The 15,282-nt window shown below is 69.9% G+C and carries 12 protein-coding genes and 5 tRNA genes; 10 read left to right on the forward strand and 7 right to left on the reverse strand.

Going from position 1 to position 15,282, the window contains the following annotated elements:
- Positions 1-56: 56 nt before the first annotated feature.
- From DEJ51_RS23845 to DEJ51_RS23870, 6 genes are all read right to left on the reverse strand, one after another.
- Positions 57-470, reverse strand: a complete 414-nt coding sequence (locus tag DEJ51_RS23845) for a roadblock/LC7 domain-containing protein (RefSeq protein ID WP_030037347.1) — start codon at positions 468-470, stop codon at positions 57-59.
- 10 nt (positions 471-480) lie between these two features.
- On the reverse strand, positions 481-3,663 hold the full coding sequence (locus DEJ51_RS23850) for a nitrate- and nitrite sensing domain-containing protein (RefSeq protein WP_150259652.1): 3,183 nt from the start codon (positions 3,661-3,663) through the stop codon (positions 481-483).
- 293 nt (positions 3,664-3,956) lie between these two features.
- The gene (locus DEJ51_RS23855; protein WP_046776286.1) at positions 3,957-4,538 is read right to left on the reverse strand and encodes a GTP-binding protein; all 582 of its coding nucleotides are present in this window, start codon (positions 4,536-4,538) and stop codon (positions 3,957-3,959) included.
- Complete coding sequence (locus DEJ51_RS23860; protein WP_030014827.1) at positions 4,519-4,911, reverse strand: DUF742 domain-containing protein; 393 nt, start codon at positions 4,909-4,911, stop codon at positions 4,519-4,521. Before DEJ51_RS23860 ends, DEJ51_RS23855 begins: the two co-directional genes overlap by 20 nt.
- Positions 4,912-5,063: 152 nt before the next feature.
- Positions 5,064-5,477 carry a roadblock/LC7 domain-containing protein gene (locus DEJ51_RS23865; RefSeq protein WP_030708442.1) on the reverse strand — a complete coding sequence of 138 codons (414 nt, stop codon included), beginning with the start codon at positions 5,475-5,477 and terminating at the stop codon, positions 5,064-5,066.
- 9 nt (positions 5,478-5,486) lie between these two features.
- Entirely contained in the window at positions 5,487-9,134 is a 3,648-nt protein-coding gene (locus DEJ51_RS23870) for a nitrate- and nitrite sensing domain-containing protein (RefSeq protein ID WP_150259654.1), read from the reverse strand.
- Positions 9,135-9,713: 579 nt separating this feature from the next.
- Between DEJ51_RS23870 and DEJ51_RS23875 the strand changes: the two genes are divergently transcribed.
- The 10 genes from DEJ51_RS23875 to DEJ51_RS23920 all read left to right on the forward strand — a co-directional run bounded on the left by DEJ51_RS23875 (position 9,714) and on the right by DEJ51_RS23920 (position 14,380).
- Positions 9,714-9,902, forward strand: a complete 189-nt coding sequence (locus DEJ51_RS23875; protein ID WP_150259656.1) for a hypothetical protein — start codon at positions 9,714-9,716, stop codon at positions 9,900-9,902.
- A gap of 97 nt (positions 9,903-9,999) precedes the next feature.
- Positions 10,000-10,788 (forward strand): fumarylacetoacetate hydrolase family protein, encoded by a 789-nt coding sequence (locus tag DEJ51_RS23880; protein WP_150259658.1) that lies wholly within the window; start codon positions 10,000-10,002, stop codon positions 10,786-10,788.
- A complete protein-coding gene (gene gltX, locus DEJ51_RS23885) occupies positions 10,781-12,256 on the forward strand; it encodes a glutamate--tRNA ligase (protein WP_150259660.1) in 1,476 nt (491 codons plus the stop codon). The genes DEJ51_RS23880 and gltX overlap by 8 nt, the downstream gene beginning before the upstream one ends.
- A gap of 129 nt (positions 12,257-12,385) precedes the next feature.
- Positions 12,386-13,057 (forward strand): DUF4241 domain-containing protein, encoded by a 672-nt coding sequence (locus tag DEJ51_RS23890; protein ID WP_150259662.1) that lies wholly within the window; start codon positions 12,386-12,388, stop codon positions 13,055-13,057.
- Between the two features lie 10 nt (positions 13,058-13,067).
- Complete coding sequence (locus tag DEJ51_RS23895) at positions 13,068-13,796, forward strand: HAD family hydrolase (RefSeq protein WP_150259664.1); 729 nt, start codon at positions 13,068-13,070, stop codon at positions 13,794-13,796.
- 86 nt (positions 13,797-13,882) lie between these two features.
- Positions 13,883-13,954, forward strand: a tRNA-Gln gene (locus DEJ51_RS23900).
- Positions 13,955-13,981: 27 nt separating this feature from the next.
- Positions 13,982-14,054, forward strand: a tRNA-Glu gene (locus tag DEJ51_RS23905).
- Between the two features lie 61 nt (positions 14,055-14,115).
- Positions 14,116-14,188: transfer RNA gene (locus DEJ51_RS23910), tRNA-Glu, on the forward strand.
- 24 nt (positions 14,189-14,212) lie between these two features.
- A tRNA-Gln gene (locus DEJ51_RS23915) sits at positions 14,213-14,284 on the forward strand.
- Positions 14,285-14,307: 23 nt separating this feature from the next.
- Positions 14,308-14,380, forward strand: a tRNA-Glu gene (locus tag DEJ51_RS23920).
- A gap of 169 nt (positions 14,381-14,549) precedes the next feature.
- Here the strand turns inward: DEJ51_RS23920 and ndgR are convergent.
- Positions 14,550-15,266, reverse strand: a complete 717-nt coding sequence (gene ndgR / locus DEJ51_RS23925) for an IclR family transcriptional regulator NdgR (RefSeq protein ID WP_007266782.1) — start codon at positions 15,264-15,266, stop codon at positions 14,550-14,552.
- Between the last annotated feature and the right edge of the window lie 16 nt (positions 15,267-15,282).

The following is a 15,282-nucleotide window of genomic DNA, read 5'->3' on the forward strand; positions in this document are numbered from 1 at the left end:
TGGAACCGCGCCACCGCACCCTATGGTGCGATGGCGCGAAACGCACTGCCTGTTTGCTAGTTGAGAAGACTTCCCTGCAGTTCGGCGCGCAGGTCCGGGGTGAGGACACTGCCCGCGCGATCCACCAGAAGAGCCATCTCGTAGCCCACGAGGCCGATGTCGCACTCCGGGTGCGCGAGCACCGCGAGGGACGATCCGTCCGAGACGGACATGAGGAAAAGGAATCCCCGGTCCATCTCGACCACCGTCTGGTTGACGGCGCCACCCTCGAAGATGCGCGAGGCACCGGCGGTCAGCGAGGTCAGTCCGGAGGCCACGGCCGCCAGCTGATCGGCGCGGTCGCGCGGAAACCCGTCGGACATCGCCAGAAGAAGGCCGTCGGCGGAGACCACCACCGTGTGGGACACCCCGGGGGTGTTGTCCACGAAGTTGGTGATCAACCAGTTCAGGTTCTGTGCCGCCTGGCTCATCGGGCTCACACTAACGCTCCTGGTCATAGCTGTTACTTGACTGCTCAGAACCCGCGCTGCGTCCCTGCTGGACACCGCGCCGCAGGTTGCTCAACCTGCCGCGGACGTCCTCCGGTGCGCGGGAGACCTGGGGGCCGCCCTGCGGGGTCGTCTCCGCTGCGCCCTCGACCAGGTTGGCCTTGGGCACGCGCCGAGGGAGACCGGACGGGGTGACCCCGCCCGCCTTCGGCTCACGGAGCTTTCCGGCCTGCTGCCAGCGTTCGTCGTTGCGCGAACGCCAGGCGGTGGTGCCTTCAGTTTCCTCCGGCGCCCGCTCCGTTTCGGCGGGCTGCTGCTGACGCGGCGACCGCTGCTCGAAGAGGGAACCGGTGGACTCCGTTTCCTGCTTTCCGGACGGCCACTGCTGCTGGCTGCCGCGTCGCGGCAGGCCCGCTCCGGTCATCGTGTGACCGGTGTCGGCAGCGGCACCCGGACGGTCGAAGCCTACGCGCTCCGCGGCCGGTTCGGGGACGGCCTGGGATTCCGATTCAGTCCCGTAATCCTGCTGGTAGGCAGCCGGATACGTGTTCTGTTCGGGCCATTCGGCCTGTCCCTGCCGGGCATCGAAGCCATTGTCGTAGCTCTGAGCGGCCGGCTGCGGGTCCGGGTAGCCGTCTTCCGTATAACCGTAGTCCTGCTGCGGGTACGCCTCGTAGCCCTGCTGGGCCTGCTGTGCCTCGTAGGAGGTGTCGTAGGCCTGCCCGGACTGCTGCTCGTAGCCCTGGTACTCCTGGTACCCGTGCTCCGGCTGGGGTTCCGGATACTCCTGGGCGGGGTACTCCTGCTGTTCCTGCGGGTAACCCACCTGGGCCGCCAGTGCGGCCCGGCGCTCCTGCTGGCCCAGGGAGCGGCCCACCGGGTCGGCGGCGAGGCCGTCGGAGCCCTGCTGGTCGTACCGCGAGTCGTCGAAGCCGAGCTCGGCGGCGGTACGCAGCGGGGCGGCCTGCTGGGCCTGCTGCTCCGGGATGATCTGGGAGACCGTGAAGTCGTCGTCCGGGATGCCCTCGCCACCGCCACCGTGGGTGATGGCGTCGGGGAGCATGACCAGCGAGGTGGTACCGGCAGCCTCGCCCGAGGGACGCAGCTGGACGCGGATGCTGTGGCGGTCCGCCAGCCGGCCGACCACGAACAGACCCATGCGCTGCGAGATCGCGGCGTCCACGGTCGGCGGGTTGGCCAGCTTGTGGTTGATGTCCGCGAAGTCCTCGGCGGTGAGGCCGATGCCCTTGTCGTGGATCTCGACCATCACGCGGCCGTCGGGCAGACGCGTGGCGTTGACGCGGACCTTGGTCTGCGGCGACGAGAACGTGGTGGCGTTCTCCAGGAGCTCGGCGAGCAGGTGCACGAGGTCGGTCACGGCCTGGCCGTGGATCTCGGCCTCCGAGACCCCGGAGAGCTCGATGCGCTCGTACTGCTCCACCTCGGAGGAGGCGGCACGCAGCACGTCGACGAGCGGGACCGGCTGGTCCCAGCGGCGGCCCGGCTCCTCGCCCGCGAGGATGAGGAGGTTCTCGCCGTTTCGGCGCATACGGGTGGCCAGGTGGTCCAGGCGGAAGAGGTTCTCCAGCTGGTCCGGGTCGGCCTCGTTGTTCTCCAGGTCGGTGATGAGGGTCAGCTGGCCCTCGATCAGCGACTGGTTGCGCATGGAGAGGTTGGTGAAGATCGCGTTGACGTTCCCTCGCAGGAGCGCCTGCTCGGCCGCGAGCCGTACCGCTTCCCGGTGGACCTGGTCGAAGGCGCGGGCGACCTCGCCGATCTCGTCCTGGGAGTCGATGGGGATCGGCAGGACACGGGTGTCCACCTTGCCGGGATCGGTGCGCGAGAGCTGGTCGACGAGCATCGGCAGGCGCTGCTCGGCGATGTCGAAGGCGGCGGTGCGCAGGCGGGCCATCGCGCGGCCCATCTGGCGGGCCATCATGCCGGCCAGGATGAAGGCGGCGAGCAGGGCCACGACCACGATGGCGCCGTTGACGATCGCGTCGGTACGGGCCTCGTCGGAGACCGCGACGGCGTCCTTGACGGCCTTGTCGAGGAGTTCCTTCTCGACCTCGTCGTAACCGTCGAACTTGGCGGTGGCGGCGGCCTGCCAGTACGCGGGGGTCGCCCCGGTCTCGGCGAGCTTCTTCTTGCTCTCGCTGTTGGCGATCGCCTCGGTCATGCCGAGGAGCGCCGAGTCGTTGATCGTGGGCGGGGGCGTGAAGCGGACACCGGCCTGCTCGGCCTGGTGCTTCGCGTCGGCGATCTTGGCGGCGCCCTCTTCGGACTTCTTCGCCATGACCGCCTTGAGGCGGTTCACGTCGTCCTCGGTGCCCGCCGCGACGTATTCGCCGATGGCGATCTCTTCGAGGTAGGCGTACGACGAGAAGGCCACGAGCTGTGCCTTGCGGGTGTTCTCGTCGGCGCTCGGGCGCACCAGCAGGTGCGTACCGACGGCGCGCTGGAGCGAGTTCGCCGCCTTGGCCAGCTGGATCGCGTAGACCATGCGGCCGTACGAGGTCACGTTGCCGGTGCCGAGACCGAGCTCGTTCGCGAACTGCATGAGGTAGTGCTGGACCAGCACATAGCCCTCTTCGGTCGGGATGGGCCCGGCCGTCCTGGGCAGATCCTTCTTGGGGCTTTCGATCGCCGCCTGGTACGCCTTGTCGCGTACGGCGTCCAGCTTGGGCTCCTCCGCGCGGAAGAGGTCCAGGCGTCGCTCCAGGCCGAGGTTCTTCGGCATGTCCAGAACGGCCTTGTCGAACTTCTCCTTGGCCGCGGTGGTGTCCGCGTAGGCCTTGAGAACCTTCGGGTCCTTCGTCTGGCCGTTCAGGAGGGGCTCGGCGGTCAGGTCACGCTCGTTGAGCAGTGCCTGGCTGTAGCCGGAGGCCGCCTGGACGACCGTGGCTATCTTCTCGGCGTCCTTGGCCTCGTTCCAGGTGTCGATGGAGCCCTTCACCTGGAAGCCGCCCATGACCAGGCCCACGAGGGCCGGCACGAGCAGGATGGCGTTCAGACGGGTCGGCACACGCCAGTTGCGGGGCGAGAACCTGCTGCTGCTCCCGCTGCTCGCGGGCGGGTCCACGGGCACGTCGACGGGCGACGCGGCCGCTCGCGGCGGCGGGGTGAAGTTGCCGCGCGCGGGTTCATCCGCGGGGCTTGCGATGCTTCGCCTCACTCGACCAACAACCTCTCGGCGGTGCTACTAGCTAGTTCGTTGAATTCCAGCACGGTTGACGGCCGTGTTCCAAACAGTTGAAATCGGCCGCACCCAGAAGCTTATGCCCTACATAAACCGGACATAAAGAGCGTCCTGCGGCAAAAATAGGGGCAGTTGTGCGCGCAGTGGCACCAGGCGACCGCACCCCGTTGCCGGATGGCTGCAATTCACTGTCGAAACGTTATGAACGACAGGGGCGGGCCGTGTCGTAAGACACAGCCCGCCCCTCCCGCATGACAACTGAAACCGTGTTACTTCAGACGCGCCATGAGCGCGTGCTCGACGAGCGTGATGAGCGCGCTCTTGGCGTCCGCGCGGTGGCGGGCGTCGGTGGTGATGATCGGAGCGCCGGGGCCGATCTGCAGGGCCTCGCGGACTTCCTCCGGCGTGTAGGGCTGGTGCCCCTCGAAGCCGTTGAGGGCCACGACGAACGGCAGGCCGCTGTTCTCGAAGTAGTCCACCGCCGGGAAGCAGTCGGCGAGACGGCGCGTGTCCACCAGCACGATGGCGCCGATGGCGCCGCGGACCAGGTCGTCCCACATGAACCAGAAGCGGTCCTGGCCCGGGGTACCGAAGAGGTACAGGATCAGGTCCTGGTCGAGCGTGATGCGGCCGAAGTCCATGGCGACCGTGGTGGTCGTCTTGTCACCGGTGTGGGTGAGGTCGTCGATCCCGGCCGAGGCGCTGGTCATCACGGCTTCGGTGCGCAGCGGGTTGATCTCCGACACGGCTCCGACGAACGTGGTCTTGCCCACGCCGAAGCCGCCCGCCACCACGATCTTCGCGGAGGTGGTGGAGCGGGGAGCCGCTCCGCTAGATGTTCCGAAGGCCACTGAGCACCCTTTCGAGCAGCGTTACATCTGGCGTGCCGCCGGCCTCTCCATTGCCCGGCTGGTGGATGGCCACCATGCCGGCCTCGGCCAGGTCGGCGACGAGGATCCGCGCGACACCGAGCGGCATCGACAGCAGTGCGGAGACCTCGGCGACCGACTTGACCTCGCGGCACAGCGTGCAGATGCGCTGGTGCTCGGGGAGCAGGCCGGACAGGTGCATCGGATCGGCGGTGGTGCTGACCAGCGCCTCGATGGCGAGCTGGTAGCGGGGCCGGGTCCGGCCGCCGGTCATCGCGTACGGACGCACCAGCGGCTGATCGCCTTCCGAGTACGAGTCTCCGTACGAATCGGAGTAGGCGGGGGGCGGGGTCATTGATCCTCCGGGCTGGACAGCAGTGGTCAGCGTGCCGTCTTACGGGGCGGCCGGTGGGGGGAACGGGATGACGGCCTGGCGGGGGTACTGGATTCCGGGGCGGGGCCCCGATCTCCCGGCCGGTAGTACCGTCCGGCCGGGAGAGTGGGAAGTCAGCCGAGCAGACTTCCCTGCAGTTCGGCGCGCAGGTCCGGGGTGAGGACACTGCCCGCGCGATCCACCAGAAGAGCCATCTCGTAGCCCACGAGGCCGATGTCGCACTCGGGGTGCGCCAGTACGGCCAGCGAGGATCCGTCCGAGACGGACATGAGGAAGAGGAATCCCCGGTCCATCTCGACCACGGTCTGGTTGACGGCGCCGCCCTCGAAGATACGGGAGGCACCGGCGGTCAGCGAGGTCAGTCCGGAGGCCACGGCCGCCAGCTGATCGGCGCGGTCGCGGGGGAATCCTTCGGACATCGCCAGAAGGAGTCCGTCGGCGGAGACCACCACCGTGTGGGACACCCCGGGGGTGTTGTCCACGAAGTTGGTGATCAACCAGTTCAGGTTCTGTGCCGCCTGGCTCATCGAACTCAACTAACGCTCCTGCTGGTAAGTGGGGTCGATGTGGTAACTGCCGGTCGCCGGTCCGTTGTTGCCGGCCTGACGGCCCTGCTGGATACCGCGTCGGAGGTTGGTCAGACGGCCGCGGACGTCGTCCGGCGCCCGCGAGACCTGCGGACCCGCCTGCGCCTCGGCCTGCTGCTGCGCGGTGCCGGCCACGAGGTTCGCCCGCGGGACCCGGCGGGGCAGCCCCGAGGTCGTGATGCCGCCGGCGGCGGGCTGACGTACGCGCTCCGCCTGCCGCATCAGCTCGTCGTTCGGCGAGGACTTCCAGCTGACCGTCGGCATCGCGCCGGTCGCCGTGGCGGCGGGCTCGGCCGCCTGCTCCTGGCCGCGCTGCGGCAGCGGCTGCTGCTGCGGGGCCGCCGGAGCGGGCTGCTGCGACTGCTGGCCCTGCTGGGGGATCGCCGTGCCCGGTCCCTGCGCGGGGGGCTGCTGCCCCTCCTCGCGGAACCAGTTCGACTCCAGGGTGTCGAAGATCGGGCTGCGGGCCTCGCCGGAGCTCTGGGCCGGGGGCAGTGCCTCCGGCCGGTGGGCCTGCGGCAGCCGCGGGGTCTCGGGGCGCGCGGACGGGGCGGGGGCGTACCCGTTGCCGGCCTGCGGAGCCTGAGCCTGGGGCTGCTGCGGGGCGTAGCCGCCGACACCCGGGCCGCCGGGACGCTGGGGCTGGAAGCCCGGGCGCTCGAACTGGCCGGTGGTGGACGGGTTCACGGTGCCCCGCACGTCCGGACGCTCGAACTGTCCGGTCGTGCTGTTGCCGCCGTCCGCCTGGGGCGCCGGGGCGTTGAAGTCCGGGCGGGCGAACTCGGCCGTCGAGCCGGGGCCCGAGAGCTCGTCGTGACCGCGCGCCTGGTCGCTGCCCCAGCTGGTGGTCTGCGGGCCGGGGAGCTCCGCACGGGGAGCGCCACCGCGCGGCGGCAGCTGCGGCCGGGGGCCCTTCGAAGCCGGTGCCGCGGGCGCGGCCGGCTGCTGGGACTGCTGCTGCTGCTGCGGCTGTTGCGGCTGCTGGGGCCGCTCGAAGCCGTTGCCCTGCGGGTATCCGGTCGGACCGGAAGCCGGACGGGCCTGCGGGCCACCGCCGAACCCGGCGCTGGGGACCGGACCACGGGCCGGCAGCGGCGCACCGGAACCGAAGGCACCCTGGCCCTGGCCCGCGGTGGTCGGACCCTGCTGCGGGCGGCCACCGGGAGCACCGGGACCACCCTGCTGCGGGCGACCGCCCTGCGGACCCTGCGGACGCTGGCCGGCGCCGCCGTCGCGACCCGGCAGAGCGGCCCGCTGGCCACCACCGGCGACCTGACCGCGCTGCGGGCCGGAGCCCACGGACGGACGTGCGGCCGGGCCACCCACGGCACCCTGCGCACCGGGACCACCCGGGGCGCCACCGGGGCCGCCCTGACCACCCTGGCCCGGCATCGGAGCCGGCTTCTTGCCGCCCTGGGCGACGTCCACCGGCAGCATGACGAGGGCCGTCGTACCACCCGAGTCGGAGGGGCGCAGCTGGATACGGATGCCGTGTCGCAGGGACAGGCGGCCGACCACGAACAGACCCATGCGGCGGGAGACCGAGACGTCCACGGTCGGCGGCGACGCGAGCCGCTCGTTGATCGCGGCGAGGTCCTCGGGGGAGAGGCCGATACCCGTGTCGTGGATCTCGACGAGCACACGGCCGTCGGGTAGCGCGTGACCGGTGACCTTGACCTTGGTCTGCGGGGAGGAGAACGACGTGGCGTTCTCCAGCAGCTCGGCGAGGACGTGCACGAGGTCGTTGACCACGCGGCCGGCGACATCGGTGCCGGGCACCGAGGCCAGCTCGACACGCTCGTACTGCTCCACCTCGGAGGCGGCGGCACGGAGCACGTCGACCAGCGGGACGGGGCGGGTCCACCGGCGGCCCGGCTCCTCGCCCGCGAGGACGAGGAGGTTTTCGCCGTTACGGCGCATGCGGGTCGCGAGGTGGTCGAGCTTGAAGAGCGAGGACAGCTGGTCCGGGTCGGCCTCGCGCGACTCCAGCTCGGAGATGAGCGAGAGCTGACGCTGGATGAGGCCCTGCGAGCGGCGCGAGAGGTTGGTGAACATCGCGTTGACGTTGCCTCGCAGGAGGGCCTGCTCGGCGGCGAGTCGGACGGCCTCGCGGTGCACGTCGTCGAATGCCGCGGCCACCTGGCCGATCTCGTCGCGGGTGTGCACACCGACCGACTCCACGGACGTGTCCACGTCCTGCGGGTCGGACTCGGAGAGCTGCTTGACGAGCTCGGGCAGGCGGTCCTGGGCGACGCGCGTCGCCGTGTCCTGCAGACGGCGCAGCGAGCGGATCATCGAGCGGGCCATGACGAAGGCGCCGACGAGGGAGACACCGAGGACGAGGAGGATCAGGGCACCGTTGATGATGGCGTCCTGCTGGGCCTCGTTCTTCAGCTCACGGGCCTTCTGCTCCATCTCTTCGAGCAGGGTCAGCTCGATGACCTTCATGGCCTGGAGCTTGGTGCCGTCGGCGTCGTACCAGTCGAGCCAGGAGCGGTTCTTCTCCCGGAGGAACGCGTCCTGGCTGGCCAGCACACGGCGGGCGTAGCCGTCGGCGGTGGAGATCTCGGAGTTGCTGTCGCCCAGACCCGCGAGGAGCTCCTCGGTCCGGCCCTGGTAGACGAGTCCGAAGGTCGTCTTCGCCTGCTGCTCGCCCTTCTGCGCGGAGAGGGCGTACAGCCGGTCGTTCTCCTTCAGCTCACCCTGGCGCTCATTGGTGTCGGGGAGCGAGGCGGCGATGATCGCGCGCTGGATGGAGGCGTACTCCTTGGCGGCCGAGAACGCCGCCAGGGCGCGGGTACGCTTGATCATCTCCGGGTTGGAGGTGGCCTGCGCCATGTCCTGGGAGAGCGAGAGCAGCGAGACGATGACCGCGTTGTACTCACTGACGGTCTGCTGGGCGCCGTTGACGTACGCCCGGGTGCGGATCGTCTCGATGTTGGTGAGCTGACGGCCGATCTGCAGGACGTTGTTGCGGATCGACCTGAGCGTGTCGTCCTTCGCGCCCGTGCTGTCGACCTTGTCGGTGGCGGCGGCGAAGGCCTTCGCGGCGGTGTCGGTCTGCTGGCGGACGACGTCGACACTGCTGGTCGTCTTGCCCCTGGAGAGGGAGAGCGGACCCGCGGAGAGGTCGCGCTCCTCCTGGAGCATGGCGGCCAGGTTGGTGGCCTGTCGCGTCATCGTCGTCAGCAGCTGCATGTGCTCCAGCTGCGCGATGTCGTTGAGCGAGTCGTTGATACGGAAACCACCGAGTGTGGTGGCGGCGACGACCGGCAGGGTCAGCAGCGACACCAGTCGCGTGCTGATGCGCCAGTTCTGCATGGCGAGACGAGAACCGGGCCCACTGGGGGCCTTCGGTATCGCCGCGTCCTGCTCAGCCGGTCCGGCAGGCGCGGCGGGTCCGGCTTTCGCCTTGACCCTGGCCTTCACGGACTTCCCACGGCCCTTCGCCTTCACCGCGGCGGAGGTGTCGGGGCCTGCGCCTTCGACAGCCGGCCCGCGGTTCTGGGCGTGCTGGGGCGAGGAGCCACGGTCGGTCCCGCCGCGCGGCTCCTGCTCCGCCGCAGCGCTGCCATCCCTCTTGAATCGTCCCTGCACTAGCGTCGCAACCTCTGGACCAGGCGTCCCGCCGGGCGACCGGTGGGACGGTGTCGAGTCGTGGGGCACTTGCCGCCCCATGGTGGTCGTCGGTGACCGGCGCGTCTTCCTCTCTTTGCCACCGCGCTCGGCGCGGTGTCGCGCCACCTGCGCGCCGGCTCATTCCCGCGGCGGTCCCGCGAATTCCAGCACAGTGGAGGATCTCCAACAAGGTGCGAGCGTCGGCCCGGAGAGTCGGTTACGGCTTGTGACAGACGGGCTACACGATGTGCGACTGCATTCGGTAGAAACCGGACTTACGCCAACTAAACAACGCGGCTGTCAAGGTGTCCCAGTCGAGATGATCAGGAGCGGAATGGCGCATTCAGTGGCGCAATGTCCGTTTCAGGGGGTGGAGTTGGCTGTCCAATATGCCGGTAATGCCGGGTCAAGGGTGAGCAAACTCACATAGCCGTGGCCATTACTTCCTGGTTCGCCGGGGGATTCAGATGTTTAGCCTTGCCACTTAAAGGGTTGGCGCCAGGGCTGGTGCGTGCGACAACCGACCCCCCGGATCGAACCAGAGGACCCCGAACTCCGATGAAGACGACGACGATGTTCCGCAACATAGCCAACCCCCGCCGCACGACCCTCGCGCACCTCAAGGACGCCGAGGAACTGCAGGCGGCACCGGCCACCCCGGAGCACGCCGTCGAGCTGCCGACGCAGACCGCGAACCCGCGCCGCACCGTCCTGATGAACGTGCCGGTCGCCGCCGCCGCGGAGTAGCCACCCCGTAAAGGAACGTGAAGCGCCGCTGCCCGCCGCGTTAGCCTGGAGTCCGCAGACTCCAGCCAGCGGAAATACAGAGGGGCAGACGCAACAGGTGCGCATCGCCAGGTTCTCGATCGACGGCAACGTCGCGTTCGGCGCGGTCGAGGGCAGCACCGCCCCCGGCGACGAAGCGACGCTCGTGCTCGACATCATCAAGGGCATCCCGTTCGCGGACTTCGAGCTCTCGGGCACGAAGGTGCCGCTGAGCAAGGTCCGGCTGCTGCCGCCCGTGCTCCCGAACAAGGTCGTGGCCATCGGCCGCAACTACGCGGAGCACGCGGCGGAGCTCGGGAACGAGGTTCCGGACGCGCCGATCACCTTCTTCAAGCCGTCCACCTCGGTGGTCGGCCCCGGTGATCCGATCACGTACCCCTCCTTCTCCCAGGACCTCCACCACGAGGCGGAGCTCGCCGTGGTCATCGGCCGCATGTGCCGCGAGGTCCCCAAGGAACGCGTCAAGGACGTCATCCTCGGCTACACCTGCGCCAACGACGTCACCGCGCGCGACGTCCAGCAGCGGGAGAAGCAGTGGGCCCGGGCCAAGGGCTTCGACAGTGCCTGCCCCCTCGGCCCCTGGATCGAGACCGACCTGGACCCGGGCGACCTGACCATCCAGTGCACGGTCAACGGCGAACAACGCCAGCTCGGCCGCACCAGTGACATGGTCCGCTCCATCGAGGAACTGGTCGTCCACATCTCCGAGGCCATGACGCTGCTGCCCGGGGACGTCATCCTCACGGGGACCCCGGCCGGAGTCGGCCCCCTCAACGTCGGCGACGAGGTCGCCGTCACCATCGAAGGCATCGGCACTCTCACCAACAAGGTGATCAAGCGTGGTTAACGGACCTGTCCGCGTACGTTTCTGTCCCTCCCCGACCGGCAACCCCCACGTGGGCCTGGTCCGGACCGCACTCTTCAACTGGGCGTTCGCCCGCCACCACGGCGGCACGTTCGTCTTCCGGATCGAGGACACCGACGCGGCCCGCGACTCCGAGGAGTCCTACGACCAGCTGCTCGCCTCGCTGCGCTGGCTCGGCTTCACCTGGGACGAGGGCCCCGAGGTCGGCGGCCCGCACGCCCCGTACCGCCAGTCCGAGCGCATGGACATCTACGCGGACGTCGCGAAGAAGCTGCTCGACGGCGGTTACGCGTACCACTGCTACTGCTCCACCGAGGAGCTCGACGCGCGCCGTGCGGCCGCCCGCGCCGCCGGCAAGCCCTCCGGCTACGACGGCCACTGCCGCGAGCTCACCCCCGTGCAGGTGGAGGCGTACCAGGGCGAGCACCGCCCGGCGATCGTCCGCTTCCGGATGCCCGACGAGCCGATCACCTTCACCGACCTCGTCCGCGGCGAGCTGACCTTCACCCCGGAGAACGTGCCGGACTTCGGCATCGTCCGGGCCAACGGCGCCCCGCTCTACACGCTGGTCAACCCGGTCGACGACGCGCTGATGGAGATCACGCACGTCCTGCGCGGCGAGGACCTGCTGTCCTCCACCCCCCGCCAGATCGCCCTCTACGCGGCGCTGATCGAGCTGGGCGTCGCCAAGAGCACCCCCGCCTTCGGCCACCTGCCGTACGTGATGGGCGAGGGCAACAAGAAGCTCTCCAAGCGCGACCCCGAGGCCTCGCTCAACCTGTACCGCGAGCGCGGCTTCCTCCCCGAGGGCCTGCTGAACTACCTCTCGCTCCTCGGCTGGTCCTTCTCCAAGGACCAGGACGTCTTCTCGATCGAGGAGATGGTCCAGAAGTTCGACATCGACGGCGTGAACGCCAACCCGGCCCGCTTCGACCTGAAGAAGGCCGAGTCCATCAACGGCGACCACATCCGCCTGCTGGACCCGAAGGCCTTCGCGGACGCCTGCGCCCCGTGGCTGCAGGCCCCGCACGCCAACTGGGCCCCCGAGGACTTCGACGCCGAGGCCTGGGCACGGATCGCCCCGCACGCCCAGACCCGGGTGACCGTCCTGTCGGACATCACGGCCAACGTCGACTTCCTGTTCCTGAAGGAGCCGGTCGAGGACCAGCAGTCCTGGGACAAGGCGATGAAGGGCGAGCCCGCGGCCCTGCTGACCAGCGCCCGCGCCCACCTGGACACGGCCGACTGGAGCGACCCCGAGTCCCTCAAGCAGGCCGTCCTGACCGCCGGTGAGGCCCACGGCCTCAAGCTCGGCAAGGCCCAGGCCCCGGTCCGCGTGGCCGTGACCGGCCGCACGGTCGGCCTCCCGCTCTTCGAGTCCCTGGAGATCCTGGGCAAGGAGCGCTCGCTGGCCCGCATTGACGCGGCGCTGGCCCGGCTCGCCGCGTAGCTCTCGACGTACGTCCCGCAGGGGGCGGTGACCGCAACGGCCGGTCACCGCCCCCTGCGGCGTTGTCAGAGGGGAACCCTAGGCTCCGGGAGAACGATCACCGCTCGCTCCCGCACCCCGGAGGCCCCCGTGCCCATGACCCCGCCCGACTACGCCTGGCACTTCACCCCGGGCTCCGCCTTCGCCTACGAGGACGGCATCACGGGGACCCTCGCCCCGGTCGTCATCGGCGACGTGACCATGCCCACGGGGCGGGTCGTCGCCTGCGACCCCTTCGTCAGCCTCGGGCAGGACGAGGTCGAGCCGTTCAGCGTCGTGGTGGAACCGGGCCGGTACCGGGCGGAAGCCGCGATCGCCACGCTGGTGCGCCCCGGCGTCCCGCAGGGACCCCGCCCGCACACCCGGGTCGCCGCCGCGCGGCTGGTGATCCGCGACACCCCGACCGCGCACTGGGAGATGGTCGTCGAGGAAGGCCAGGACCCCGCCGCCCTCGGCGAGGACGAGTTCTACGGCTACGGCGTGGATGCCGGCACCGGCTGTTTCTACGACGCTGCCGCCGACGGCTCCTTCCCCGGCACCGAGAACGAGGAGGGCGCGGTGTGGGCCGCCATGGAGGGCGCCGGCGAAGGCCCGGACGTCTTCCTGGCGGAGGGACAGGACGGTCACACCCTCGTGGGCTTCACCTCCGGGTGGGGCGACGGCTGCTACCCGACCTGGATCGGGCGTGACGCCGAGGGCCGGGTCACCTGTTTCGTGACGGACTTCCTGGTCGTACCCACGAGGCTGGTGCCCGCGGCGTAGGCTCGGGCGTATGCCGATCCGCGCCGTGCTGTGGGACATCGACGACACTCTTTTCGACTACACGGGGGCCGATGCCGCCGGGCTGGCGCGACAGGTGGAGGCCACGGGCCTGGCCGACCGGTACGGGACCCCCGCGCAGGCGCTCGCGCGGTGGCGGGAGATCACCGACCGGCACTGGGCGCGCTTCGCGGCCGGTGTGGGCACCTTCCAGGGGCAGCGGCAGGAGCGGGTACGGGAGTTCCTGGAGCAGCCCGGCATGACCGCGGACGAGGCCGACGCCTGGTTCGACCAGTACGTGGAGCACTACAAGTGCGGCTGGGCGCTCTTCCCCGACGTGGTGCCCGCCCTCGACGCCCTGGCGGCCGACTACCGGCACGGGGTGCTCTCCAACTCCTCCCTCGCCAACCAGGATCCGAAGCTGCGCGACCTCGGGCTGCGCGAACGCTTCGAGGTGCTGGTCTGCGCCGTCGAACTCGGGATCAGCAAGCCCGAGGCCGGGGCCTTCCTGGCCGCGTGCGAGGCGCTCGGGCTGCCGCCCGGCGAGGTGGCGTACGTGGGGGACCAGCCGGAGATCGACGCCCGGGGAGCGCGCGACGCAGGCCTGACGGCCGTGTGGATCGACCGGGAGGGCGGCCGGGGCCCCGGACCCGACGGCGCGCACCGCATCGAGGCCCTTGACCAGCTCCCGCAGCTGCTGGCCCTGGATACCCGTTTTGGAGCACGGTCAGGCATCCGGTAATGTTCTTTCTGCGCCGCCGGAGCGGGCCGAAAGGCCGGACGGAGGCGCCACCCGAAGAAAAGACCCCGCAAGGGGTTGACTTTTGGTGGGGTATAGTGTAATTGGCAACACGAGGGTTTCTGGTTCCCTTATTCTAGGTTCGAGTCCTGGTACCCCAGCGCAGTGCAGCAGTAACGCAGTGCTTTGCCCCCGTTGTGTAGCGGCCTAGCACGCCGCCCTCTCAAGGCGGTAGCGCCGGTTCGAATCCGGTCGGGGGTACAGATCCTTCCCGCGAGATTTCCTGGGTCGCACCCGGACGTCTCGAAGCAGGATCGCTAGGGCCCCCGTTGTGTAGCGGCCTAGCACGCCGCCCTCTCAAGGCGGTAGCGCCGGTTCGAATCCGGTCGGGGGTACTGTTGGTCTGGTCTAGACCACTTTGGGCTATAGTGTAATTGGCAACACGAGGGTTTCTGGTTCCCTTATTCTAGGTTCGAGTCCTGGTAGCCCAGCGCAGTAACAGCAGCACCAGCTAGCCCCCGTTGTGTAGCGGCCTAGCACGCCGCCCTCTCAAGGCGGTAGCGCCGGTTCGAATCCGGTCGGGGGTACGCATCGAAGAGGCCCTCCGCGTTCATCGCGGAGGGCCTCTTTCGCGTTCGGTGCCGGTGCACCGATGAGTACGGGCCCGAAGGCGCGTGTCAGGACGTGTGCGGCGTCGTACGCGCCCCCGGGCCCGGAGAGCGGGCGGGGGAAGGGGCCCCTGGGGCCCGGAAGGGGTCAGCCGGAGCGGCGCAGCGCCTCCGTGAGCCGTGCGGCCGCGTCGATGACGGCCTGCGCGTGCATCCGGCCCGGGTGGCGGGTCAGCCGCTCGATCGGCCCGGAGACCGACACGGAGGCCACCACGCGGTTCGACGGCCCGCGCACCGGCGCCGAGACGGAGGCCACGCCGGGCTCCCGCTCGCCGATCGACTGAGCCCAGCCGCGGCGCCGTACGCCCGAGAGCGCCGTCGCCGTGAAGCGCGCGCCCTGGAGGCCGCGGTGGAGCCGCTCGGGCTCCTCCCAGGCCATCAGGATCTGCGCGGCCGAACCGGCCTTCATCGGAAGGGTCGAGCCCACCGGGACGGTGTCCCGCAGACCCGACAGCCGCTCCGCGGCCGCCACGCAGATGCGCATGTCTCCCTGACGGCGGTAGAGCTGCGCGCTCTCTCCCGTCACGTCACGGAGGTGGGTGAGTACCGGTCCCGCCGTGGCCAGCAGACGGTCCTCGCCGGCCGCGGCGGCGAGCTCCGCCAGCCGCGGTCCGAGGATGAACCGGCCCTGCATGTCCCTCGCCACCATCCGGTGGTGTTCCAGTGCCACGGCGAGGCGATGTGCCGTGGGTCGTGCGAGCCCTGTCGCCGCGACCAGCCCGGCGAGGGTGGCCGGACCGGACTCCAGTGCGCTCAATACCAGAGCTGCCTTGTCGAGAACGCCGACGCCGCTAGAGTTGTCCATGAAACGATATTCGCGT

This window comes from Streptomyces venezuelae (assembly GCF_008642275.1).
Lineage (GTDB): Bacteria > Actinomycetota > Actinomycetes > Streptomycetales > Streptomycetaceae > Streptomyces > Streptomyces venezuelae_E.